At 66.9% G+C, this 20,404-nt stretch carries 22 protein-coding genes; 12 read left to right on the top strand and 10 right to left on the bottom strand.

Annotation, left to right across the window (positions count from 1 at the left end; all coding sequences use genetic code 11):
* Positions 1-117: 117 nt before the first annotated feature.
* Genes flgG through flgB form a run of 6 tightly spaced genes read right to left on the bottom strand, consistent with a single transcriptional unit; the run spans position 118 to position 3,616 of the window.
* On the bottom strand, positions 118-906 hold the full coding sequence (gene flgG / locus ACI3K3_RS19400) for a flagellar basal-body rod protein FlgG (RefSeq protein ID WP_404916640.1): 789 nt from the start codon (positions 904-906) through the stop codon (positions 118-120).
* 10 nt (positions 907-916) lie between these two features.
* Positions 917-1,684, bottom strand: a complete 768-nt coding sequence (locus ACI3K3_RS19395; RefSeq protein ID WP_404916638.1) for a flagellar basal body rod protein FlgF — start codon at positions 1,682-1,684, stop codon at positions 917-919.
* A 29-nt stretch (positions 1,685-1,713) separates the two neighbouring features.
* Positions 1,714-2,526 carry a flagellar hook-basal body complex protein gene (locus tag ACI3K3_RS19390; protein ID WP_404916636.1) on the bottom strand — a complete coding sequence of 271 codons (813 nt, stop codon included), beginning with the start codon at positions 2,524-2,526 and terminating at the stop codon, positions 1,714-1,716.
* 21 nt (positions 2,527-2,547) lie between these two features.
* Positions 2,548-2,856 carry a flagellar hook assembly protein FlgD gene (locus tag ACI3K3_RS19385; RefSeq protein WP_404916634.1) on the bottom strand — a complete coding sequence of 103 codons (309 nt, stop codon included), beginning with the start codon at positions 2,854-2,856 and terminating at the stop codon, positions 2,548-2,550.
* A complete protein-coding gene (flgC, locus tag ACI3K3_RS19380) occupies positions 2,853-3,266 on the bottom strand; it encodes a flagellar basal body rod protein FlgC (protein ID WP_404916632.1) in 414 nt (137 codons plus the stop codon). The genes ACI3K3_RS19385 and flgC overlap by 4 nt, the downstream gene beginning before the upstream one ends.
* A 2-nt stretch (positions 3,267-3,268) precedes the next feature.
* Positions 3,269-3,616 (bottom strand): flagellar basal body rod protein FlgB, encoded by a 348-nt coding sequence (gene flgB, locus ACI3K3_RS19375; protein WP_404916630.1) that lies wholly within the window; start codon positions 3,614-3,616, stop codon positions 3,269-3,271.
* A gap of 213 nt (positions 3,617-3,829) precedes the next feature.
* Between flgB and ACI3K3_RS19370 the strand changes: the two genes are divergently transcribed.
* From ACI3K3_RS19370 to ACI3K3_RS19335, 8 genes are all read left to right on the top strand, one after another.
* Complete coding sequence (locus ACI3K3_RS19370) at positions 3,830-4,522, top strand: MotA/TolQ/ExbB proton channel family protein (protein ID WP_404916628.1); 693 nt, start codon at positions 3,830-3,832, stop codon at positions 4,520-4,522.
* Entirely contained in the window at positions 4,519-5,010 is a 492-nt protein-coding gene (locus ACI3K3_RS19365; RefSeq protein WP_404916626.1) for a hypothetical protein, read from the top strand. The genes ACI3K3_RS19370 and ACI3K3_RS19365 overlap by 4 nt, the downstream gene beginning before the upstream one ends.
* Positions 5,007-5,516 (top strand): flagella basal body P-ring formation protein FlgA, encoded by a 510-nt coding sequence (locus ACI3K3_RS19360; protein ID WP_404916624.1) that lies wholly within the window; start codon positions 5,007-5,009, stop codon positions 5,514-5,516. The genes ACI3K3_RS19365 and ACI3K3_RS19360 overlap by 4 nt, the downstream gene beginning before the upstream one ends.
* Positions 5,517-5,629: 113 nt before the next feature.
* Positions 5,630-5,932 carry a flagellar biosynthesis anti-sigma factor FlgM gene (locus ACI3K3_RS19355; RefSeq protein WP_404916622.1) on the top strand — a complete coding sequence of 101 codons (303 nt, stop codon included), beginning with the start codon at positions 5,630-5,632 and terminating at the stop codon, positions 5,930-5,932.
* Positions 5,929-6,300 (top strand): flagellar protein FlgN, encoded by a 372-nt coding sequence (locus tag ACI3K3_RS19350; protein WP_404916620.1) that lies wholly within the window; start codon positions 5,929-5,931, stop codon positions 6,298-6,300. The genes ACI3K3_RS19355 and ACI3K3_RS19350 overlap by 4 nt, the downstream gene beginning before the upstream one ends.
* 102 nt (positions 6,301-6,402) lie before the next feature.
* Positions 6,403-7,290 carry a lytic transglycosylase domain-containing protein gene (locus tag ACI3K3_RS19345; RefSeq protein WP_404916618.1) on the top strand — a complete coding sequence of 296 codons (888 nt, stop codon included), beginning with the start codon at positions 6,403-6,405 and terminating at the stop codon, positions 7,288-7,290.
* A 35-nt stretch (positions 7,291-7,325) separates the two neighbouring features.
* Complete coding sequence (locus ACI3K3_RS19340; RefSeq protein WP_404916644.1) at positions 7,326-9,422, top strand: flagellar biosynthesis protein FlhA; 2,097 nt, start codon at positions 7,326-7,328, stop codon at positions 9,420-9,422.
* On the top strand, positions 9,419-10,165 hold the full coding sequence (locus ACI3K3_RS19335; RefSeq protein ID WP_404916616.1) for a sigma-70 family RNA polymerase sigma factor: 747 nt from the start codon (positions 9,419-9,421) through the stop codon (positions 10,163-10,165). Before ACI3K3_RS19340 ends, ACI3K3_RS19335 begins: the two co-directional genes overlap by 4 nt.
* A gap of 154 nt (positions 10,166-10,319) precedes the next feature.
* Here ACI3K3_RS19335 and ACI3K3_RS19330 read toward each other — a convergent pair whose 3' ends face one another.
* The 3 genes from ACI3K3_RS19330 to ACI3K3_RS19320 form a co-directional block, all read right to left on the bottom strand.
* The gene (locus ACI3K3_RS19330; RefSeq protein ID WP_404916614.1) at positions 10,320-11,186 is read right to left on the bottom strand and encodes an SMP-30/gluconolactonase/LRE family protein; all 867 of its coding nucleotides are present in this window, start codon (positions 11,184-11,186) and stop codon (positions 10,320-10,322) included.
* 113 nt (positions 11,187-11,299) lie between these two features.
* Positions 11,300-13,099 carry an IlvD/Edd family dehydratase gene (locus ACI3K3_RS19325; protein WP_404916612.1) on the bottom strand — a complete coding sequence of 600 codons (1,800 nt, stop codon included), beginning with the start codon at positions 13,097-13,099 and terminating at the stop codon, positions 11,300-11,302.
* Positions 13,100-13,120: 21 nt separating this feature from the next.
* A complete protein-coding gene (locus tag ACI3K3_RS19320; protein WP_404916610.1) occupies positions 13,121-14,272 on the bottom strand; it encodes an aldose epimerase family protein in 1,152 nt (383 codons plus the stop codon).
* Between the two features lie 178 nt (positions 14,273-14,450).
* On the opposite strand from ACI3K3_RS19320, the gene ACI3K3_RS19315 reads away from it, so the two are divergent.
* Positions 14,451-15,767: a sugar MFS transporter gene (locus ACI3K3_RS19315; RefSeq protein WP_404916608.1), complete on the top strand. Its 1,317-nt coding sequence runs from the start codon at positions 14,451-14,453 to the stop codon at positions 15,765-15,767.
* A 207-nt stretch (positions 15,768-15,974) separates the two neighbouring features.
* Here the strand turns inward: ACI3K3_RS19315 and ACI3K3_RS19310 are convergent, their stop codons facing one another.
* Positions 15,975-16,718 carry a FadR/GntR family transcriptional regulator gene (locus ACI3K3_RS19310; RefSeq protein WP_404916606.1) on the bottom strand — a complete coding sequence of 248 codons (744 nt, stop codon included), beginning with the start codon at positions 16,716-16,718 and terminating at the stop codon, positions 15,975-15,977.
* A 130-nt stretch (positions 16,719-16,848) separates the two neighbouring features.
* On the opposite strand from ACI3K3_RS19310, the gene ACI3K3_RS19305 reads away from it, so the two are divergent.
* The 3 genes from ACI3K3_RS19305 to ACI3K3_RS19295 all read left to right on the top strand — a co-directional run bounded on the left by ACI3K3_RS19305 (position 16,849) and on the right by ACI3K3_RS19295 (position 20,391).
* Positions 16,849-18,375 (top strand): aldehyde dehydrogenase (NADP(+)), encoded by a 1,527-nt coding sequence (locus ACI3K3_RS19305; protein WP_404916604.1) that lies wholly within the window; start codon positions 16,849-16,851, stop codon positions 18,373-18,375.
* A gap of 81 nt (positions 18,376-18,456) precedes the next feature.
* Positions 18,457-19,461: an AraD1 family protein gene (araD1, locus tag ACI3K3_RS19300; protein ID WP_404916602.1), complete on the top strand. Its 1,005-nt coding sequence runs from the start codon at positions 18,457-18,459 to the stop codon at positions 19,459-19,461.
* Positions 19,462-19,464: 3 nt separating this feature from the next.
* Positions 19,465-20,391: a Gfo/Idh/MocA family protein gene (locus ACI3K3_RS19295; protein WP_404916599.1), complete on the top strand. Its 927-nt coding sequence runs from the start codon at positions 19,465-19,467 to the stop codon at positions 20,389-20,391.
* Positions 20,392-20,404: the final 13 nt, after the last annotated feature.

The following is a 20,404-nucleotide window of genomic DNA, read 5'->3' as shown; positions in this document are numbered from 1 at the left end:
GGGCGGGCAGGGTAGGCTCGAAGCCGGAAGGCTTGGGCGGCTTTTTCGCCAGCGCGGGGGGCGCAGCAAGCACTGTAAGCGCCGTCCCCGCCAGCAGGAGTGCGCGCGCGAGCATAGTCACAGCGTCTGGTTCGCGTTGCGCAGCATCTCGTCTACCGAGGAGATCATCTTCGAGTTGATCTCGTAGGCGCGCTGGGTCTCGATCATGTCCACCAGCTCCTCGACGATGTTGACGTTCGAGCCTTCGAGCATCCCCTGCCGGACCATCCCGCGCCCCTCTTCCCCGGCGATGCCGAGCTGCACCGGGCCACTGCCGGCGGTTTCGCGCAGGAAGTTGTCCGAAGCGGCCTGAAGCGCTGCCGGATTGGTGAAATTGGCGATGGTGATCTGGCCCAGTTCGGTCGGGTCGGTCTGCCCGTCCACTTGCGCCGATACGGTGCCGTTCTCGGCCACCGTGATCGCGGTCGCGCCTTCCGGCACGGTGATCGCGGGTTGCAGGAGGTAGCCCTGCGAGGTCACCAGCTCACCCTGCGGGGAGCGGGTGAAGTTCCCGGCGCGGGTATAGGCCAGCTCGCCGCCGGGCAGGGCGATCTGGAAATAGCCCTGCCCGTCCAGCGCGAGGTCGAAGGTATTGCCGGTGCTCTGGAGCGAGCCCTGCGTCTCCATGCGGCTGGTGGACTGCACGGCGACCCCGGTGCCCAGGTTGAGCCCGGTGGCATAAGTCGTCTCGCTGGAGGACTGCGCTCCCGCCACGCGCGAATCCTGATAGGCCAGGGTCGCGAAGTTGGCGCGGTCCTTCTTGAAGGCCGTGGTGCTGACGTTGGCCAGATTGTTGGCGATCACGCGCATCCGCGTGTCCTGCGCCTCCAGTCCGGTGCGGGCGACCTGTAGAGCGGAAGTGGGCATGTTCGGGTCCTCAGCTATCGATGCGCATCAGGCGCACGCTGCCCTCGTCGAGTTCGCGGGCGGTCTCGACGAGCTTGGTTCGCATTTCGAACAGGCGCTGGGCCGAGATCATCTCGGTCAGCACTTGCGAGGGAGAGACGTTCGAGCCTTCCAGTGAGCCGGGTATGACGCTGGCGTTTTCGTCCTGCGGCAGGACGCCGGGCGGGCCGCCGTCGGTGACGACGCGGAATACGCCGGTCAGGTCCTTGGCGATCCGCGATCCCGTCGGGTCCACCAGCTTGAGGCGGTCCACCCGTTGCGGCGGCTGGCCCGGCGTGGCGGGATCGGTGACGAGTATGCCGCCGTCCTGCGCGATCGTGACCACCGAACCCGGCGGCAGCGTGATCGGGCCACTTTCGCCCAGCACCGGCAGGCCCTCGCCGTTCTGGAGCACGCCGGTGACCGCGACCGACAGGTCGCCGCGCCGGGTATAGGCTTCGCCCCCGTCCCCGTCTCCTTCCGGGGCTTGCACCGCCAGCATCGCGTCGCCCTGCATGGCGACATCGAGCGGCTGGCCGGTGCGGTTGACTGAGCCGGACTTCATCGAGGCACCGATCACCTCGGTGCCGGAAAGTGCGCGCACTTCGATCTGCGGCCCTTCCAGCGTGTTCGGCGTGGCCTGGAGGATCTCGGCGCGGAAGCCGATGGTCTGGGCATTGGCCATGTTGCTGGCGGTCACGCGCTCGCGGTTGAGCGAGGCGTTCATGCCGGAGACGGCGGTGTAGATCAGGCGGTCCATGACGCGATGTCCATTCGGGCGGCTTTCGGTCAGGTCCGCAGGTTGATGATCGTCTGCGAGATCTGCGTCTCGGTATCGACCGCCTTGGCATTGGCCTGGAAATAGCGCTGCGCTGTGATCAGGCTGACCAGCTCTTCCGAAAGATCGACGTTGGAGCGCTCGATATTGCCCGAGAGCAGGCTGCCGTAGAGGCCGGAATCGGGCTGGCCATAGGAAGCCACGCCGGAGCGGCCGGTGGCCGACCACGAAGCATTGCCAAGCTGCTTCAACCCGTTGGGCGCGACGAAGGAGGCCAGCGCGACGACGCCGATCGTGACGTTCGAGGCATCGGCATAAGTCGCCACGACTTCGCCGGTGGGTTCGATGGTGATCCCGGCATATTCCGCACCGGCGGCGTTGGTCTGCGGGATGCGGGCCGACTGCGGCGTCGTGCCGGTGATCGCGCCATTGGCATCGACCGGGAAGACCTGAAGCCGCGACCCGTTGGTATTGTGGATGTAACCTTCGCCATCGGTCGCGAAAGATCCGGCGCGGGTATATTCGATCGAGCCGGACAGGGGCGAAGCGACGGTGAAGAAGCCCTCGCCGTTGATCGCCACGTCGAGCGCCGACCCGGTCTGCTCCATCGCGCCAAGCCCGAAGTTCTGCTGGATCGAGGCGACCCGCGCACCGATTCCGGTGGTCAGGGAGGGGTCGGTAAGGATCGAGGACGAGACGATGTCCGCGAAAGTGGTGTTGCTTTTCTTGAAGCCCGCCGTCTCGGCATTGGCGATGTTGTTGGAGATGACGTTGAGATCGGTCTGGGCACTCTTGAGCCCGGTGAGCGAGGTGTAGAAGGACATCGGATACTCCTGGAAATGGGCTTATTCGCGAGCCGCCAGCGCGGCGATCGCCGCCTGCGTGGCGGTCTGGGCGCTGACGAGAGTGTCGAGTTTGGAGGAGATGGTCTTGAGCGTGTCCGCCATCTCCGTGGTGCCGGCGAGGGCCGAGAACTGCGCCATCTGCGCAAGCATCTCGGTCTGGTCCATCGGGCTGAAGGGATCCTGCTGCTTCATCTGCGCGAGCATGAGCTTCAGGAAATCGCCCTGGTCGAGATCGCCCAAGGAGGTCTTGGAGTCCGTCGGTTTTGCGGTCCTGGCGGTGGATACGGCGGTGGTGTCGATAACGGTCATCTGAGCCTCATCGTGTCGAGCATGAGCTGCTTGGCGGTGGCGATGGCCTCGACCAGGTTCTGGTACTGGCGGGAGGCTTCGAGCATCTCGACCATCTCGGCGTTCTCATCGACGGGAGCGGTCCAGACATCGCCGTTGGCATCGGCGAGCGGGTGGTCGGGGCTGTGCTGGCGCACGGCGGCGGCGCCTTCCCGCATCACGCCCTGGACGCTGACCGAGGCAAGGCCGCTGGCCCGGTCCATGTCTTCGGCGAAGACGGCGCGGATCGGCTTGTAGGCCTGTTCCTCGGCGGCGGAGACGGTGCCTGCGTTGGCAAGGTTGGACGCCGCTGCGTTCATCCGCACGAGCTGGGCCGACATGCCGCGCTGGGCGAGCGTGAACAGGGTCATCGGTTCGCGGGGGGCCGGCATCGTCACTCGCCCTTGAGCGCGCGGGTGACGGTATCGACCCGCCCGCGGATGAATTCGAGGGTGGTCGAGTAGCCCACCGCGTTCTCCGAGAAGGCGAGCTGCTCGTTCTGGAGTTCCACCGTGTTGCCGTCGAGCGAGGGCATGACCGGCACGCGATAGAGCGCGGCGGTTTCGGCGGCATCGTCCGGACGCATGCCGCGCTGCGTGGAGCGCAGGGCAGCGGTGAAGTCGATGTCGCGCGCCTTGTATCCCGGCGTCGCGGCGTTGGCGATGTTCGAGGCGATCAGGCCCATGCGCTGCGAGCGAAGCTCCAGCGCGGCGGCGTGAATCCCGAACAGGTCGTGTGACATGGCGTTTCGGCTCCGACGAGTGTTCTTCATCCTGACATCGCAAAGGGCGTGCCAATCGATGCGACCCACGGATTTCCGCATGTTCGGGGGAAAATGGGGGGATTGCCGCGCAAGGCTGGCGGCAACGCCTTGCCGCTTTCCCGGCAAGCCGCGTCCGGGGCTGAAAACTCTCGAAATCCGCCGTTCTCCGGGTGAAAAGGAGTGCGCATCGCCATGCAGCCCGAACATCTTCTCGACCCCGCCAGCGCCCTGATCGTGGTGGGCGGCACGCTGCTCGCCACCGTCCTGCGATGCGGCGCGGGCGATTGCCTCACGACCGTCGTCGCGCTCGGCACCCTGTTGCGCCGCCCCTTCGACCCCGAGCGGGCGCGGTCGGACATGGCGGTGCAGGTGCAGGAGATCCGGCAGGACGGGGTGATCCGCTCACGCCCCGCACCGACCGGCGATGCCGAATTCGACGAGGCGACGGCGATGCTGATCGGCAGCCGTTCGCTCGGTGCGCTGCAACTGGCCCATGCCGCGCACAAGCGGCGCCGCATCGAGACCAGCCAGCGGGCGGTGCGCACCTTCATCCAGGCGGCCGACCTGTCGCCGGTGTTCGGGCTGGCCGGCACGCTGGTGGCGCTGAACCAGCTGCCGCCGCTCGACCAGCCGGGCGCGGACTTTGCCGCCGCTATCTCGATGGCAGTGCTGACCACTCTCTACGGGCTGCTGCTGGGCAACCTCCTGTTCACCCCCTTGGCCCGCGTGCTTGCCCGTCGCGCCGCCGACGAGGAACGCGACCGGCAGGCGGTGATCGACTGGCTGGAGCGGCAGGTCGCCGACGCGCTTCCGCATGACGAGCGGCTTCATGGTGAGCGGCCTCACGCCGAGCGGGCGCGCCATGCGGTGGAGGCCCCGGCATGAGCGCGCGCACGGCGGCCAGCTGGCAGACCTCGCTGGCCGATCTCTCGCTGATCCTCTTCATGATCGCCGCTGCCGCCCTCAACCGGCAACAGGGGCACCTGCGACAGGAAAGCCCGGCACGGGCTGCCGAACGGCGTCCGGCATCGCCTTCCTCGCCCGAGGGAACGCCGCTGGCGATCTACATCGCCGCGCCGGACGCCCCGCCCTTGGCCAGCTGGCTGGCCGGGCAGGCGAGAGACGCCCGGCAGCGCGTGACCGTCGCGGTGCCCTATGGACCGGCCGCCCAGGACCTGGAACGCGCGCTGTCGGAGGCCAGGCTGCTCGCAGCGGAAGCGGGGCGGGCGGGGCACAAGGCGCGGATCGTGGTGGAGCCGGGCATCCCGGCGCCTGCACGCGTGGTTCTCGCCTTCGACGATCCGGATGAAGGGCTGGCACGGAGCTTGCTGCCCCAAGCGCGAAACCTTCCTGAAGGAACGCGATCCCGATGAAGATGATGGGCCCGATCCTCGGAGCAGCGCTTTCTGCCGCTGCTCCTGCCGGCTTCGCCGATCTCGATGCGATTGACCGGCAGGTCGCCCTTTTTACCGGAGCGGCAGTGGGCGAGGAGGGGGGCGCCGCCACGCCGGTCGATCGCCGCCTTCGCCTTCAGCCCTGTCTAAGCGGACTGGCGCTCTCATGGCGCACGACCGCGCGAGACAGCGTGATCGTGCAATGCGGCGATGCGGGGGGCTGGCGTCTGTTCGTGCCGGTGCGCCGGGCGGCGGTTGTCGCGTCGACGGAAGCACCCGTCCCCCCGGCGGTGCGGCGCGGCGATGCGGTGGCGATCGCCGTGGAGGGAGAGGGCTTCGCGGTATCGCAAGCCGGAGAGGCGCTGGAAAGCGGGCCTGTCGGGGCATGGATCCGGGTGCGGCCACTGGCGCTCGGCAGGGGGCGGCCGGAGGAAATGCGTGCGAAGATCGAGAGGCCGGGTCTCGTTTCCCTACCTCTGCCTTAACCTTGCTGCCCGGCGGGGCGAGGCGGGTTTCCGTAAAATTCCGGGCCAGACCTCTTAACGTCCGTGCAGTGCCGCCGTCCTTCAGGAAAACGCCGCATCAACGGAGCCAGACAATGCCCCCCATCGAAGTGGGATCGACCACCCCCCTCGGAGCCACCCAGGCCCGGCTCTCCCGCGCCGGAAGCACGACTGGCGCTGCAACACCGAGTCTTTCAGCGCCCAATCTTTCCGGATGGTCGGAAAGCCCGACCGTGGACGCTTCCGCCGCGCTCGATCCCGGTGCCGTTCCCATCGATCTGGACCGCGTGGCGCTTATCCGCAAGGCCGTGGAGAACGGCACTTATCCGGTGATCCCCACCCAGATCGCGGACGCCATGATCGCCGCGGGCGTGCTGCTCAGGAGTCACCTCGAATGACGCGCGCCATCAGCCACGAGGGCGATCTTGGCGATACGCTGCGGCAGATGCTTGCCGTCCTTGAGGCAGAGCGGCAAGCGCTTGCCGGGCTGGACCTCGATGCGATCGTCGGCACCACCCGCGACAAGGACCGGCTCTGCGTCATGCTCGACGGGGCCGGAAAAGGTGCCGAGGCAGGCAGTCCGGGCATGGAGCTGGACGAGGAATGCCGGGGCCTGCTGGAAGCGGCGCGGCGATTGAACGAGATAAATCGGCAGGTTCGCAACATCATAGCCGCCAATGTCGCAACCCGGCTCAATACCCTGACCGGCGCCCCCCAGCTCTATCGGGCCGGGACCAACTACGCGCTCGTCGCCAATCGCGTCTGAAACGGGGCTGGACCCCGCGAACCGCCGAGTCCATCTGGTCCCTGTTTCTGGCATGGCCCTTGCTGAAGATCTCTCGAACCAACCGGATCGGGAGCCGCCACTTTGAGTGAGGCGCAAGGTACCATTGCAGCTACGGCCAATCCGCCGAAGGGCAGCGGCTCCGCTTCCGTAAACAGCGGGGGCATCCATGCCGCCATCGCGCGGGCGGCCCAGGCAACGGGCGTCGATTTCCAGTTTCTCCTCGCCCAGGCACGGATCGAATCGAGCCTTGATGCAGGGGCCCACGCCGATACGTCCAGCGCCGCCGGGCTCTTCCAGTTCACCAACGGCACCTGGCTTGATACGCTGGGCCGCCATGCCGCCGATCACGGCATGGGCTGGGTCCAGCAGGTGATCGCCGGAGGAGGGCTGTCCGATCCCGGCATGCGGGCGCGGATCATGGGCCTGCGCTATGACGCCCAGGCCTCGGCGCTGATGGCTGCCGAGCTTGCGCGCGACAATCGCGCCGAGCTGACCTCCCGCCTGGGACGCGAGCCGGACGCGGCCGAGCTTTACCTCGCGCATTTCCTGGGCTCTGGCGGAGCGGGGCAGTTCCTGACCGCATTGGCGACCGATCCGGGCCAGAGCGCCGCCTCGGTGCTGCCCGCCGCTGCGGTGGCCAATCGCGGGATATTCTACGAAGGCGCAAGCCCCCGCAGCCTCGGCGCCGTCATGGACCTGCTGCGCGGCAAGATGGCGGATGCCATGAGCGGCGACCACGACATCGCGATCCCCGGCCAGCCGCCTTCCTTCGCGGCCGTCGGGCAGGCATCCGCATGGTCCGGCGGTCCGGTTGCCCAGGCGTTCGGCGCAGCGGCATCCTCAACCCCGCCGAACGTCGCCCGCCTGTCCATGGCCGAAACCTTGCGGGGAACTTTCGATCTTTCCGGCGCAGCCGCTCCGGCTTCTGTACGCGCGGCGTATGACAGGCTTGCAGGGTTGGGCCTGTGAACCGGTTGCTCAGTCGCTTCGGCGAGCTTGGCACCATGGCGCTGCCGGCGGGTATCCTCACGCTGATCGTGCTGATGATCGTGCCGGTGCCGGCCTTCGTGCTGGACGTGTCCTTCGTGCTGAATATCGCGCTTTCGCTGGCCATCCTGATGGCGGCGATGAATGCGGAGAAGCCGCTGGACTTCTCCTCCTTCCCCTCGGTCCTGCTTTTCGCGACCCTGCTGCGCCTCGCGCTCAACGTGGCCTCTACCCGCGTGGTTCTGGTCCACGGGCACGAGGGCGAGGCGGCGGCGGGCGTCGTCATCGAATCCTTCGGCAAGTTCCTGATCGGCGGCAACTTCGCCGTGGGCATCTTCGTCTTCCTGATCCTGATGATCATCAACCTGGTGGTCGTGACCAAAGGGGCCGGGCGCGTTTCGGAAGTCTCGGCGCGCTTCACGCTGGACGCGCTGCCGGGCAAGCAGATGGCGATCGACGCCGATCTGGCCGCCGGGCTGATGACGGCGGACGAAGCCAAGGCCCGCCGCCGCGAAGTGGCGACCGAGGCGGATTTCTACGGCTCGATGGATGGCTCCAGCAAGTTCGTGAAGGGCGATGCCATTGCGGCGATACTGATTCTGGGGGTCAACATCGTCGCCGGTTTCTGCCTCGGCATGATCAGCCATGGCCTTTCGGCGGGCGAGGCGGCGCAGACCTACATCACCCTGGCCATCGGCGATGCGCTGGTGGCGCAAGTGCCCGCGCTGCTGCTCTCGATCGCCGCCGCCACCATCGTCACCCGCGTCTCCGACAGCCGTAACCTGACCGGACAGATCGGCGGACAATTCGCCGATCCGCGCACCTGGCTGCCTGTCGGCGTGGTCATGACGGCGATCGGCCTGATACCGGCAATGCCGCAGACGGTGTTCCTTCCCGCAGCGGCGCTGGCCTTCTGGCTCTGGCACGTCCTGCGGCAGCGCCGGAATCTGCAGGATTACATGCGGACGCCCGCCGTGGAGCCTCCGGCGTTCGCCGATCCCTCGCGTATCGTGCTGGAAGAGGTATCGGACCATACGCTGGTCACTATCGAACTGGGCTATGGCCTCGTGCAGCTTGTGGACGAGCGGCGGGGCGCGCCGCTGGTGAGCCGCGTCACCGGGGTGCGCAAGCAGCTGAGCCAGTCGTTCGGCTTCATCGTCCCGCAGTTTCGCGTCCGCGACGCGCTGGACATGCCGCCGCATGACTACCGCATCGCGCTCGGTGGGGTCACCCTGGGCAGTGCCACGATCCGCGCAGACCGCATTCTCGCCATCGATGCCGGAGAGGCACGCGCCAACCACGCCCTGCGCGGCGAAGAGACGCGCGATCCCAGTTTCGGCTGTCCCGCGCTGTGGATCGACCCGGCCGCGCGCGACCATGCGACGGCGGAAGGCTTCCTGACCGTGGACGCGGGCACGGTGATCGCCACCCATCTCAACCAGCTTCTGTCCGAACGCGCGCACGACCTGCTGGGACCGGACGAGGTCAAGGCCCTGCTCGACGGGATCCGGGAGCACGCGGCGGGGCTGGTCGAAACGATCCATCCGCAGCCGCTTTCGCTTGCCGCGATCACCCGGCTGCTGCGGGCCTTGCTGGAAGACGGCATCCCGATCTCCCATCCGCTGCCGATCCTCGCCAGCCTCGGCCGCGCCGTGCAGCAGACGCTGGACCACGAACGGCTGATCGAACTCGTGCGGGCCGATCTCGGCGCGTTGATCGTGGGACGCGTCTGCCCGCCTTACGAACGCCTGCCGGTGGTGACGCTGGACGCCGGGCTGGAAGCGTCGATCGTGCAGGGCATGGTCGATCCCGTCACCGGGCAGCCGGTGGTCGAGCCGGATCTTGCCCGCATGATCGGCGAGCGGATCGCGTTGCTCTGCGAAGAGCGTGGGCCGGATGCCATCCCATTGGCGCTCGTGGTTCAGCCGCGCGCACGCCGGGCGCTGGCGGCCCTGCTGCGGCTGCGGGCGCCGTCCTGCCTGGTGCTCTCGATAGCCGAACTGCCGCCGACCCAGCCCATCGAAGTGATCGACGTCGTCGGTGCCGCCGTCCATCCGGAAGGCAGGCCGCCCGCGCTTCCGCAATCCCATCCCGTGGAGAGCATGGCCGCATGAAACAGGACCAGAGGGGCTTCAACACTTATGCCGGCAGGATCGCCGGGGCCTATCAGGGCGATGTCGGTGATCGGGTCCGTCGGTTCCTGCCGATGGTCCGGCGGCTCGCATGGCATGTCCATGGCAGCGGACGTCCGGGGATAGAGCTGGAGGATCTGCTCCAGGCGGGCCTCGTGGCGCTTACCGAATGCGCGCAGAAGCACCAGGGGCCGACCGAGGACGGCTTCGCGGCATATGCCAAGATGCGGGTGCGCGGGGCCATGGTGGACCTCATCCGCCGCACGGTGCCGATGTCTCGCGGGGCCAGCGAGCGCCGCCGCCAGCTTGCGGCGAAGGAAACGCAACTGCGCGGCGTGCTGGGGCGTGATCCGCTGCCGCATGAACTGGCAGGTGCGCTGGGCATCGAGGAGGGCGAACTCGCGGCGCTGCGCGGCAACAGCCAGCCGCTGCACTTCGAGCCGATCGACGAGGCCTATTCGGACCAGAACATGGCCTTCGCGGACGATCGGCCCGACAGCCATGCCCTGCTGGCCGACGAGGAACTGCGCGGGGCGGTGGTGGAGGCGGTGGCGGACCTGCCCGACCGGCTCAAGCTGGTGGTGCAGCTCTACTTCGTCGAGGAACTGAACCTGGCGGAGATCGCGCAAGTGCTTCAGGTCTCGATCCCACGCGTCCACCAGTTGAAGGCGCAAGCCCTGGGCAAGCTGCGCGAGAGGCTGGAGGACGTGGCGGATATCCTGTGAACGGCCGGTCGGATCGCGCGCCCTTTCCATCGGCCCCCACGGTTCGTCATTGCGAGGAGGCGAAGCCGACGCGGCAATCCAGAGCGGTGCGGCACTGCTCTGGATTGCTTCGCTGCGCTCGCAATGACGAGGGAATGGGGGCAACCGGCCTCAATCAGCCTAGGTAAATGCCTGCTGGATTGCCGGTAACGCCGGACTCGACCTCGAACAGGGCGCCATCGAATTCGGAATCGGGCAACCCGGTCGCCGCCGAAGTCACGAACATGCGGTCCAGCTTCTCGCCCGCGAAGGCGATGTTGGTGATGCGCTTTGCCGGGAGTTCGATCGAGCGTTCGCGGGTGCCGTCCGGGGCGAAGCGGCTGATCTTGCCGCCGTCCCAGTGGGCGGTCCAGAGATAGCCTTCCGCGTCCGTGGTCATGCCGTCCGGATAGCCGTCTTCCTCGGAAAAGCGGATGAATTCCTCGCGGTCCTGTGCGCCGTTTTCGTCCACCGCGAAGCGATAGATCACGCGGCGGCCCGAATCGGCGTGGTACATCCACTTGCCGCAGGGCGAGAAGGCCGGGCCGTTGGGCACGGTGTAGTCGGTGTCGATCACCTGCCATTCGCCCGAGGGGGCAAGGCGGTAGAGCGAGCCGGTCACTTCCTCCTCGGCCATGTCCATGGTGCCGCACCAGATCGCGCCGTGGCGGTCGGCCTTGCCGTCGTTCATGCGGTTGCCGGGCAGGTGCGGCTCGGGATCGTTGCGCTCCGAGATGGTCAGCGGATCGAGCGTGATATTGGCGACGCCGTCCTGGAAGCCGCCGATCAGGCCGCCTTCCGCGCGCGGGGCGACCCAGCCGAGGCGGGCGGGCATGTCCCAGCGGGTCACGGTATTGTCGGCGCCATCGCTTCCAAGGCTCAGGCGATTGAGGGCAGGGGCGAGGATGTCGACCCAGTAGAAGGCATTGTCGCGCTCGCTCCAGAGCGCGCCTTCGCCCAGGGTATCGCGCACGTCGCGATCGATCTTGCGCCAAAGGGTCATGAAACTCTCCCGTAAAAGTAAATCGGCCCCCGCCCCGTCCTTTCCCTTGGGGGGACAGGCAGGGACGAGGGCCGAAAGGTCATCCGACGGCTAGATCGGACAGGATGTCGATCTTAGTGGTTATCGCGCGGCAGACCCATGGTCTGGGCGATGCGCTGGTACTTCTCGGCGCCTTCGAGAATCGCGCCGGTGTCCATCTGGCCGACGACCGAGCGCTGGATTTCCTGCCACGGGGTCTGCGAGGCCGGGTAGGGGTAACCGCCCTTGGCTTCCAGAGCGGCGCGGCGTGCGGCCAGTTCCTCGTCGGAGATCAGCACGTCCACGCGGCCCTTCTTGAGGTCCATGCGCACGCGGTCACCCGATTCCAGCAGGGCGAGGCCGCCCATGGCTGCGGCTTCAGGCGAAGCGTTGAGGATCGAGGGGCTGCCCGAAGTGCCCGACTGGCGACCGTCGCCGATGCAGGGCAGCGAGTGCACGCCTTCGGTGATGAGGTACGAAGGCGGACGCATGTTGACGACTTCCGCCGCGCCCGGATAGCCGATCGGGCCGGCGCCGCGCATGAACAGCAGGGTTTCGGGGGTGATGCCGGTCGCCGGATCGTCGATGCGGTGATGGTAGTCTTCCGGACCGTCGAACACCACGGCATTGCCTTCGAAGGCGTCCAGGTCGTCCGGGTTCGAAAGGTAGCGGTCGCGGAACTCCTTGGAGATCACGCTGGTCTTCATGATCGCGGCGTCGAACAGGTTGCCCGACAGGACCAGGAAACCGGCTTCCTCGACCAGCGGCTGGTCGAAAGTCTTGATGACCTTCTCGTCCTCGATCGTGGCGTCGCGGCAGTTGTCGCCCATGGTCTGGCCGTTGACCGTCATCGCGCCCTCGTGGATGAGGCCCTGCTTGATCAGCTGGGCGACCACGGCGGGGACGCCGCCGGCACGGTAGTAGTCTTCGCCCAGGTATTCGCCGGCGGGCTGGAGGTTCACCAGCAGCGGGATTTTGTGGCCGATGCGTTCCCAGTCCTTCAGCGGCAGGTCGACGCCGATGTGGCGGGCGATCGCGGCGAGGTGGATCGGGGCATTGGTCGAACCGCCGATCGCGGCGTTGACGGCGATGGCGTTATGGAACGCGTCGAGCGTCAGGATGTCCGAGGGCTTGAGGTCCTCGTGCACCATGTCGACGATGCGCTTGCCGGTGCGCCATGCGCATTCCTGGCGGTCGCGGTAAGGCGCGGGGATCGCGGCCGAGCCGGGCAGCATCATGCCGAGCGCTTCGGCGAGCGAGTTCATCGTCGTCGCCGTGCCCATGGTGTTGCAGTAGCCGGTCGACGGCGCCGACGAGGCGACGAGCTTGATGAAGCCGTCGGCGTCGAGTTCGCCGGCAGCCATCATCTCGCGGCCCTTCCAGACGATCGTGCCCGAACCGGTGCGCTCGCCCTTGTGCCAGCCGTTGAGCATCGGGCCGACCGAAAGCGCGATCGCCGGGATGTTCACGGTTGCGGCCGCCATGAGCAGCGCCGGGGTGGTCTTGTCGCAGCCGGTGGTCAGCACCACGCCGTCGAGCGGGTAGCCGTAGATCGCTTCGACCAGGCCCAGGTAGGCCAAGTTGCGGTCGAGGCCGGCGGTGGGGCGCTTGCCGGTTTCCTGGATCGGGTGGACCGGGAATTCCAGCGCGATGCCGCCGGCTTCGCGAATGCCCTCGCGAATGCGCTCGGCCAGCACGATGTGGTGCCGGTTGCAGGGCGACAGGTCGCTGCCGGTCTGAGCGATACCGATGATCGGCTTGCCCGAGCGGAGCTCTTCAAGGCTGATGCCGAAGTTCAGGTAACGCTCCAGGTAGAGTGAGGTCATGTCGATGTTGTCGGGATTGTCGAACCAGGCGCGTGAACGCAGCTTGGGGGGGGTCTTGTTGTCGGTCATGGTCGATCGTTTCTTTTCAGGTCAGCGCGAAGACGTGGAAACGCGGTAGATCATGACATGCTTGTAGGGCTTGCCCGGATCGACGCGGGTGGACGGGAAATTCGAGTGGTTCGGCGAGTCCGGGAACTTCTGCGGTTCCAGCGCGATCCCGTCGCCCATGCGGTAGAGGTGGCCGTTCTTGCCGATGAAGGTGCCGTCCAGGAAGTTGCCCGCATAGAACTGCACGCCGGGCTCGGTCGTCAGCAGTTCGAGCACGCGGCCCGAGACGGGGTCTTCCAGGCGCGCGGCCAGTTCGGGGGTCTTGGTGACACCCTTGTCGAGCGCGAAGTTGTGGTCGTAGCCGCGGCCCATGACGATCTGCTCGTCCTTGCCGTCGCGGATGCCTTCGCCCACCAGGCGGCCCTTGCGGAAGTCGAACACGGTGCCGGTGACGTCGCGCAGTTCGCCGGTGGGGATCAGCTTTTCGTTGACCGGGGTGTAGTGGCCGGCGGGGATCGTCAGCACTTCCTGCATGGCGTCGCGCGGGCTGCCTTCACCGGCCATGTTGAAGATGGCGTGGTTGGTCATGTTGAGCACGGTCGGCTTGTCGGTGGTCGCATCGAACACGATCTGGAGGTTGCCCTTCTCGTCCAGCGAGTAGGTGACCTTGGTCTTCACGGTGCCGGGATAGCCCGAAGCGCCGTCCGGGCTGACGAGCGAGAACACCGCCGTCGCCACGGGGCCGGACTTGATCGATTCGATCTTCCAGTTCTGCACGTCGAAGCCCTTGCCGCCGCCGTGGAGCGACTGGCCGTGGTCGTTCTGGGGAAGCTGGTAGGTCTTGCCGTCGAGCGTGAACTTGCCATCGGCAATGCGGTTGCCGTAGCGGCCGATGGTGGCGCCCCAGTAGTTCGGGCGCTTTTCATAGCTGGCGACATCGTCGTAGCCGAGCAGGATGTCGGCCGTCTTGCCGTCGCGATCGGGGGCCATCATCTTCCAGAGCGTGGCGCCGTAAGTGAGGATCGTGGCCGAAACGCCGTTGGCGGCCTTCAGGGTGACGGCAGTGACCTGGGTGCCGTCGGAAAGCGCGCCTGCCGCAGCTTGCGAGGCATCGGCGGCGAGTGCCGGACTGGAAAGCGCCAGGGTTGAGGCGGATACCGCCATCGTTACAAACGCCTTGCGCAGTTTCCTCATTGCCCTAGCTCCCATATCTAACCTGTAATAAGTCGTTTCCGCATCGTTCAACCGGGCGCCGCCCGACGACGACGACCATTGACGATATTGCTTCCTGCATATAGTCCGACAAATAGAAAGAGCGCAAGCCGGTTTGCCGCAGGGCACGGCGCGGTTCTCTGGTTTAGAGAGGATAGTCATGCCCCCAGTGGTTTCATCTGGAGATGCCCCAGTGCTTCACGCGCAGCCAGCGGGCGTCCGCTACGGCCCGGCGCTGACGCTGCTTGCCAGCCTGTTTTTCATGTGGGGCTTCATCACCGTCATCAATAACACGCTGCTGCCGCACCTGCGCAGCGTGTTCGACCTGAGCTACACCCAGACGACGCTGATCGAATCGGTGTGGTTCATCGCCTATTTCGTCGCCTCGATTCCCTCGGCCAAGCTGATCGAGCGAGTCGGCTACCAGAAGTCCCTGGTCATCGGTCTGCTGATCATGGCTGCCGGCGCGCTGGGTATGATGCTGGCTGCCAGCATCCCGTCCTACGGCGTCACGCTGCTCATGCTCTTCGTAATCGCCAGCGGCATCACCCTGCTTCAGGTTGCGGCCAACCCCTATGTCGCCGTCGTCGGCAAGCCCGAAACCGCGTCCTCGCGCCTCAACCTGGTGCAGGCGCTCAACTCCGCCGGCACCATGCTGGCCCCGCTTTTCGGCGCCTACCTGATCCTCGGCCGTTCCAAGAGCGGCACCTCGGCCGCCGGCACGGTGCTGACCGATGCCGAGCGCCTGGCCGATGCCCACTCGGTGATCCTGCCCTACGCGCTCGTTGCCGTGGTGCTGGTGATCCTGGCGGTGGTGATCGCCAAGTTTCCGCTGCCGTCGATGGGCTCGGCCAACTCGCGCCTCGCCAAGGAGCAGCGCAAGCATCTCTCGCTGTGGAACCACCGCAACCTCGTGTTCGGCATTCCCGCGATCTTCATCTACCTGATCGCCGAGATCGGCGTGGCGAACCTCTTCGTGAACTTCGTCAGCCAGCCGGACATCGCCAACCTGACGCACGAGCAGGCGGGCAAGTACCTCACCTTCCTGTGGGGCGGCATGATGGTCGGCCGTTTCGCCGGTTCCGCGATCATGCAGCGCTTCGACGCGGGCAAGGTGCTGGCGTTCTTCTCGGTCGGCGCGTTCATCGTGATGATCGTGACGGTCTTCGCCAGTGGCCCGGTCGCCATGTGGTCGCTGATCCTGGTGGGCCTGTTCCACTCGATCATGTTCCCGACGATCTTCACCCTCGGCATCAAGGGTCTCGGCCCGCTGACCGAGGAAGGCTCGGGCCTGCTCGTCATGGCGATCGCCGGTGGCGCGCTGGTGATCGTACAGGGCTGGCTGGCCGATAACTTCGGTCTCCAGAACTCCTTCATCCTGACGGCGGTATGCGAACTCTACGTGCTGTTCTACGCGCTGTGGGGGAGCAAGGTGACCAACGCTGAGCCGGATCTGGTTCCCGAGCCTGCCGAGTAGTCCGGCGGCCTCAGGCTAAACGAAAAAGGCCCCGGCGAGCGATCGCCGGGGCCTTTTGATTTGGAGCGGTGAAGAAACTCGTCGTCCCGGACTTGATCCGGGACCGCTGGCAAATCTTTAGGCGCGACCAATAGGGCAGGGCGCCCAGCCGAGGGTTGGGTGGGACACGGCCAGCGGTCCCGGATCAAGTCCGGGACGACGGGGCCGTTACCCCTTCTTCTCCATCGCGCTGCGGGTATCCTCCAGCGCCAGGTCCACAAGCACGTTCATCGCCTCGGCCGCCGCCGGCGCATCCCCGGCGGCAATGGCGTCATAGACCCTCACATGATCCGGGATCGGATTGCGGGGCAGGGCGCGGGCGCGTTGCTTGAACTGGGTGGTCCAGTTCACCGCCGCGCCGATCGAGGCGCTGAGGACCAGCAGGGCGTCGTTGCGCGTCGCCTGGAGGATCGCGTTGTGAAAATCGCGGTCCGCCGCGCGGCCGGCCTCGGTGGTGAGGGTGTGGCGGCGCATGGCCGCCAGCGCATCTTTCATCGCCTTGAGGTCGTTCTTGTCGCGGCGCTGTGCGGCAAGGCGCGCGGCGGCAGGTTCGACGATGGCGCGCAGTTCGAACAGGCTGCGCACGAACTCGATGTCCGGCTCTCCGGCAAAGGCCCAGCCGAGCACTTCGGGATCGAGCAGGTTCCAGCGCTCACGTGGGAGTACGCGGGTTCCGGCCTTGGGGCGACTCGCCACCAGACCCTTCGCACTCAGGACTTGAATGGCCTCGCGATAGGCGCTGCGCGAGACTTGCAGCTCCTCGGCAAAGGCCACTTCGCCAGAAAGAATGTCTCCCGGTGCATATTTGCCGGACAAGATGGCCGTTCCCAGTTTATGGGCAATGGCGCCGTGCAGGCGGCGGCCCGGACCACGGGCTTCGTCGGCCGGCCTTGCACTTTCTTCTTCGTTCACGAAATTGGCTTCTGACACTGTTATTGGCACCTCTCCGATGGAACCTAACAGTCCTTCTCACGCGAAGGAACGACAAACATTGCGTTTCTGATGCGCTGGGAATATGTCGGAGTAAATAGGGAGATCCCAAATGACCGAATTCCGTTCCATCGTGGCCGCAACCGGCGAACCTCAGGGTGAGCCGCTGGCCGTGAACGGCCCTGCCGACGTCGCCGCCGCCTGTGCCGCAGCGGCTGCCGCTTTCGACACCTACCGTGCCACCGACCGTGAAACCCGCGCCGCCTTCCTGGAGCGAATCGCGGACGAGATCGTCGCCATCGGTGATTCGCTGATCGAAGCCTACATTGCCGAGAGCGGCCTGCCCCGTGGTCGCGGCGAAGGCGAGCGTGGCCGTACCGTCGGCCAGCTGCGTCTCTTCGCGGACGTCGTTCGCAAGGGCCAGTGGCAGCAGCTGCGCATCGATCCGGCGCTGCCGGACCGCGCCCCGCTGCCCCGTCCCGACCTGCGCCTGCGCATGATCCCGGTCGGTCCGGTCGCCGTGTTCGGCGCCTCGAACTTCCCGCTCGCTTTCTCGACCGCCGGTGGTGACACCGCTTCGGCGCTCGCCGCCGGTTGCCCGGTCGTGGTCAAGGGCCACCCGGCCCACCCGATCACCGGCAGCCTGATTGCCGCCGCGATCACCAAGGCCGTCAAGGATGCCGGTCTTCCCGAAGGCGTCTTCCAGCACCTCGTCGGCCCGTCGAACGAACTCGGCGCCGCGCTCGTGCAGGATCCGCGCATCATGGCGGTCGGCTTCACCGGCTCGCGCGGTGGCGGTCTTGCCCTCGCCAAGCTGGCCCAGGCCCGCGAAGTGCCGATCCCGGTCTATGCCGAAATGTCGAGCATCAACCCGGTCCTGCTGCTTCCCGAAGCGCTCAAGGCGCGCGGCGAAGCCCTCGGCACCGCTTTCGTCGGTTCGCTGACGATGGGCGCCGGCCAGTTCTGCACCAACCCCGGCCTGATCCTGGCCGTCGAGGGTGAAGGCCTGGACGCTTTCGTCGCCGCCGCCACCGGCAGCGTTTCGGAAGCAAAGCCGCAGACCATGCTCACCACCGGCATCGCCGCCGCTTATGCCAAGGGCGTCGAAGCGCTTGAAGGCAATGCTGGCGTCGAAACCATCGCCAAGGGCCAAGAGGGCAGCAAGACCACGGGCGGCGCGATCCTGTTCCAGACCACCGCGGAACAGTTCCTCGCCGACAAGGCGATCGGCCACGAAGTGTTCGGCGCTGCGTCGATCGTCGTGCGCTGTAAGGACGAAGCCGAACTCGCCAGCCTGCTGGAAGGCCTGGAAGGCCAGCTGACCGCTACCCTGCACATGGACGATGCCGACGAAGCCGCCGCTTCGCGTCTTCTCCCGGTGCTTGAGCGCAGGGTCGGCCGCATCCTCGTCAACGGCTGGCCGACCGGCGTCGAAGTGTGCCACGCGATGGTCCACGGCGGCCCGTTCCCCTCGACCTCCGACCCGCGCACCACGTCGGTCGGCAGCATGGCGATCGACCGCTTCCTGCGTCCGGTCAGCTACCAGAACTTCGCGCAGGGCCTGCTTCCGGCAGAACTGCGCGACGCAGCCTACGGTGACGGCGCCCCCCGCCTGATCGACGGCGCGCTTACCCTCTAACCAGTCCAACCCAATCCCCGCGGCGCGCTCCCCCAAGAAGGCGCGCCGCGGTTAGGGCCAAGTCCCTTCCGGGAGAGATCCATGACCTACCTTCGCCTGCTCCAGCATCGCGCGCCCGATGGCGTGCGCTCCGTCATCCTTGCCGAGGGCGATGCCGCCCACTTCCTCCAGGGCGTCACCACCACGCGTGAACTCGCCCAGCGCGCCATCGCCGAAGGCGTGACGCTGGCCGATGCCGCCAAGGCTGCCGGGCAGGGCGAAGCGGTCGACATCAAGGTCGAATTCGCGGCGGGCAACCTGCTCACCCCGATCGACCACGACGATTCCGCCCACCTGCTGATGACCGGCACGGGCCTGACGCACCTCGGTTCGGCCGAAGGCCGCAACAAGATGCACCAGGCCGCCGCCTCGGGTGAGCACGTCACCGATTCCATGCGCATGTTCCTGGAAGGCCTCGAAGGCGGCAAGCCCGCCGCCGGCACCGAAGGCCAGCAGCCGGAATGGTTCTACAAGGGCGACGGCCAGCTGCTCGTCGGCCCCGGCGAAGCGCTGACCATGCCTGCCTTCGCCAAGGACGGCGGCGAAGAGCCCGAACTGGCCGGCATCTACCTGGTCGGTGAAGACGGTAACGTCTACCGCCTCGGCCTCGCGCTCGCCAACGAGTTCTCGGACCACATTACCGAGCGTCACAACTACCTGTGGCTCGCCCACTCGAAGCTGCGCCAGGCCGCGCTCGGCCCGGAACTGCTCCTCGGCACCCCGCCGGAGAAGATCGAAGGCACCAGCAAGATCGTGCGCGGTGGCGAAACGATCTGGGAAAAGCCCTTCCTCTCGGGCGAAGGCAACATGTCGCACACGTTCGCGAACCTTGAGCATCACCACTTCAAGTACGACCTGTTCCGCCGCGCCGGCGACGTGCACGTCCACTTCTTCGGCACCGCCACGCTTTCCTTCGCGGATGGCGTGACCACGCAGGAAGGCGACGTGTTCGAGATCGACGCCGCGCCCTTCACCCTGCCGGTTTCCAACCCGCTCGCCCGCGCTGCCGCTTCGGCAGAGGCGACCACGACCGTCAAGGCGCTCTGAGCCATGGATCCGATCCGCATCGCCATCGTCGGCGTGGGCAAGATCGCCCGCGACCAGCACATCCCCGCGATCGAGGGCAACCCGAACTTCAGCATCGGCGCCACGGTCAGCCCGAATCATCGCGGCCCTGAAGGCATCCCGCACTTCAGCAGCCTTGAAGAGCTGATCGAGAGCGGCCCGGCGATCGACGCCGTGGCGCTCTGCACCCCGCCGCAGGTCCGCTACGACCTCGCCGCGCTGGCGCTGTCGAAGGGCATGCACGTGTTCCTCGAAAAGCCGCCCGGCGCCACGCTGGCCGAAGTGGCCGCGCTGGAAAGCCGCGCCGACAAGGTGGGCGTCACCCTGTTCGCCTCATGGCACTCGCGCTACGCCGCCGGTGTTGCCCCGGCGCGCGCCTGGCTGGCCGAGCGCACCATCCTCAGCGCCAAGATCGTCTGGCGCGAGGACGTGCGCGTCTGGCATCCGGGTCAGGACTGGATCTGGGAGCCGGGCGGTCTTGGCGTGTTCGATCCGGGCATCAATGCCCTCTCGATCGCCACGCACATCATGCCGCGCCCGTTCTTCCTCAAGGAAGCGACGCTCAGCCTGCCCGCCAACCGCGCCGCGCCGATCGCCGCCGATATCGAGTTCCGCGACACCGCTGGGGCCGAGATCCACATGGACCTCGACTGGCGCCAGACCGGCCCGCAATCGTGGGACATCATCGTCGAGACCGATGCGGGCACGCTGAAGCTTTCGAACGGCGGCGCCGTGCTCACCCTGCCGACCGGCACCGAGCACAATGAAGACCTGGAATATCCGGGCCTTTATTCGCGCTTCGCCAACCTGATCCGCGGCGGCCGCAGCGATGTGGACATCGCGCCGCTGCGCCTCGTCGCCGACGCGTTCCTGCGCGGCAAGCGCGACATGGTTGAAGAATTCCACGACTGATTTCCCAGGGAGG

The sequence above is a fragment of the Novosphingobium sp. ZW T3_23 genome, from assembly GCF_044987305.1.
Classification (GTDB): domain Bacteria; phylum Pseudomonadota; class Alphaproteobacteria; order Sphingomonadales; family Sphingomonadaceae; genus Novosphingobium.
The sequence above is the reverse complement of the archived record's forward strand: the minus strand, read 5'-3'. Positions and strand labels throughout refer to the sequence as shown.

What these genes read in the sequence shown, in the direction of transcription:
- flgG (WP_404916640.1), bottom strand. Translation starts at nt 906, where the DNA reads ATGCCCACTTCCGCTCTACAGGTCGCCCGCACCGGACTGGAGGCGCAG.
- ACI3K3_RS19395 (WP_404916638.1), bottom strand. Translation starts at nt 1,684, where the DNA reads ATGGACCGCCTGATCTACACCGCCGTCTCCGGCATGAACGCCTCGCTC.
- ACI3K3_RS19390 (WP_404916636.1), bottom strand. Translation starts at nt 2,526, where the DNA reads ATGTCCTTCTACACCTCGCTCACCGGGCTCAAGAGTGCCCAGACCGAT.
- ACI3K3_RS19385 (WP_404916634.1), bottom strand. Translation starts at nt 2,856, where the DNA reads ATGACCGTTATCGACACCACCGCCGTATCCACCGCCAGGACCGCAAAA.
- flgC (WP_404916632.1), bottom strand. Translation starts at nt 3,266, where the DNA reads ATGCCGGCCCCCCGCGAACCGATGACCCTGTTCACGCTCGCCCAGCGC.
- flgB (WP_404916630.1), bottom strand. Translation starts at nt 3,616, where the DNA reads ATGTCACACGACCTGTTCGGGATTCACGCCGCCGCGCTGGAGCTTCGC.
- ACI3K3_RS19370 (WP_404916628.1), top strand. Translation starts at nt 3,830, where the DNA reads ATGCAGCCCGAACATCTTCTCGACCCCGCCAGCGCCCTGATCGTGGTG.
- ACI3K3_RS19365 (WP_404916626.1), top strand. Translation starts at nt 4,519, where the DNA reads ATGAGCGCGCGCACGGCGGCCAGCTGGCAGACCTCGCTGGCCGATCTC.
- ACI3K3_RS19360 (WP_404916624.1), top strand. Translation starts at nt 5,007, where the DNA reads ATGAAGATGATGGGCCCGATCCTCGGAGCAGCGCTTTCTGCCGCTGCT.
- ACI3K3_RS19355 (WP_404916622.1), top strand. Translation starts at nt 5,630, where the DNA reads ATGCCCCCCATCGAAGTGGGATCGACCACCCCCCTCGGAGCCACCCAG.
- ACI3K3_RS19350 (WP_404916620.1), top strand. Translation starts at nt 5,929, where the DNA reads ATGACGCGCGCCATCAGCCACGAGGGCGATCTTGGCGATACGCTGCGG.
- ACI3K3_RS19340 (WP_404916644.1), top strand. Translation starts at nt 7,326, where the DNA reads ATGGCGCTGCCGGCGGGTATCCTCACGCTGATCGTGCTGATGATCGTG.
- ACI3K3_RS19335 (WP_404916616.1), top strand. Translation starts at nt 9,419, where the DNA reads ATGAAACAGGACCAGAGGGGCTTCAACACTTATGCCGGCAGGATCGCC.
- ACI3K3_RS19330 (WP_404916614.1), bottom strand. Translation starts at nt 11,186, where the DNA reads ATGACCCTTTGGCGCAAGATCGATCGCGACGTGCGCGATACCCTGGGC.
- ACI3K3_RS19325 (WP_404916612.1), bottom strand. Translation starts at nt 13,099, where the DNA reads ATGACCGACAACAAGACCCCCCCCAAGCTGCGTTCACGCGCCTGGTTC.
- ACI3K3_RS19320 (WP_404916610.1), bottom strand. Translation starts at nt 14,272, where the DNA reads ATGAGGAAACTGCGCAAGGCGTTTGTAACGATGGCGGTATCCGCCTCA.
- ACI3K3_RS19315 (WP_404916608.1), top strand. Translation starts at nt 14,451, where the DNA reads ATGCCCCCAGTGGTTTCATCTGGAGATGCCCCAGTGCTTCACGCGCAG.
- ACI3K3_RS19305 (WP_404916604.1), top strand. Translation starts at nt 16,849, where the DNA reads ATGACCGAATTCCGTTCCATCGTGGCCGCAACCGGCGAACCTCAGGGT.
- araD1 (WP_404916602.1), top strand. Translation starts at nt 18,457, where the DNA reads ATGACCTACCTTCGCCTGCTCCAGCATCGCGCGCCCGATGGCGTGCGC.
- ACI3K3_RS19295 (WP_404916599.1), top strand. Translation starts at nt 19,465, where the DNA reads ATGGATCCGATCCGCATCGCCATCGTCGGCGTGGGCAAGATCGCCCGC.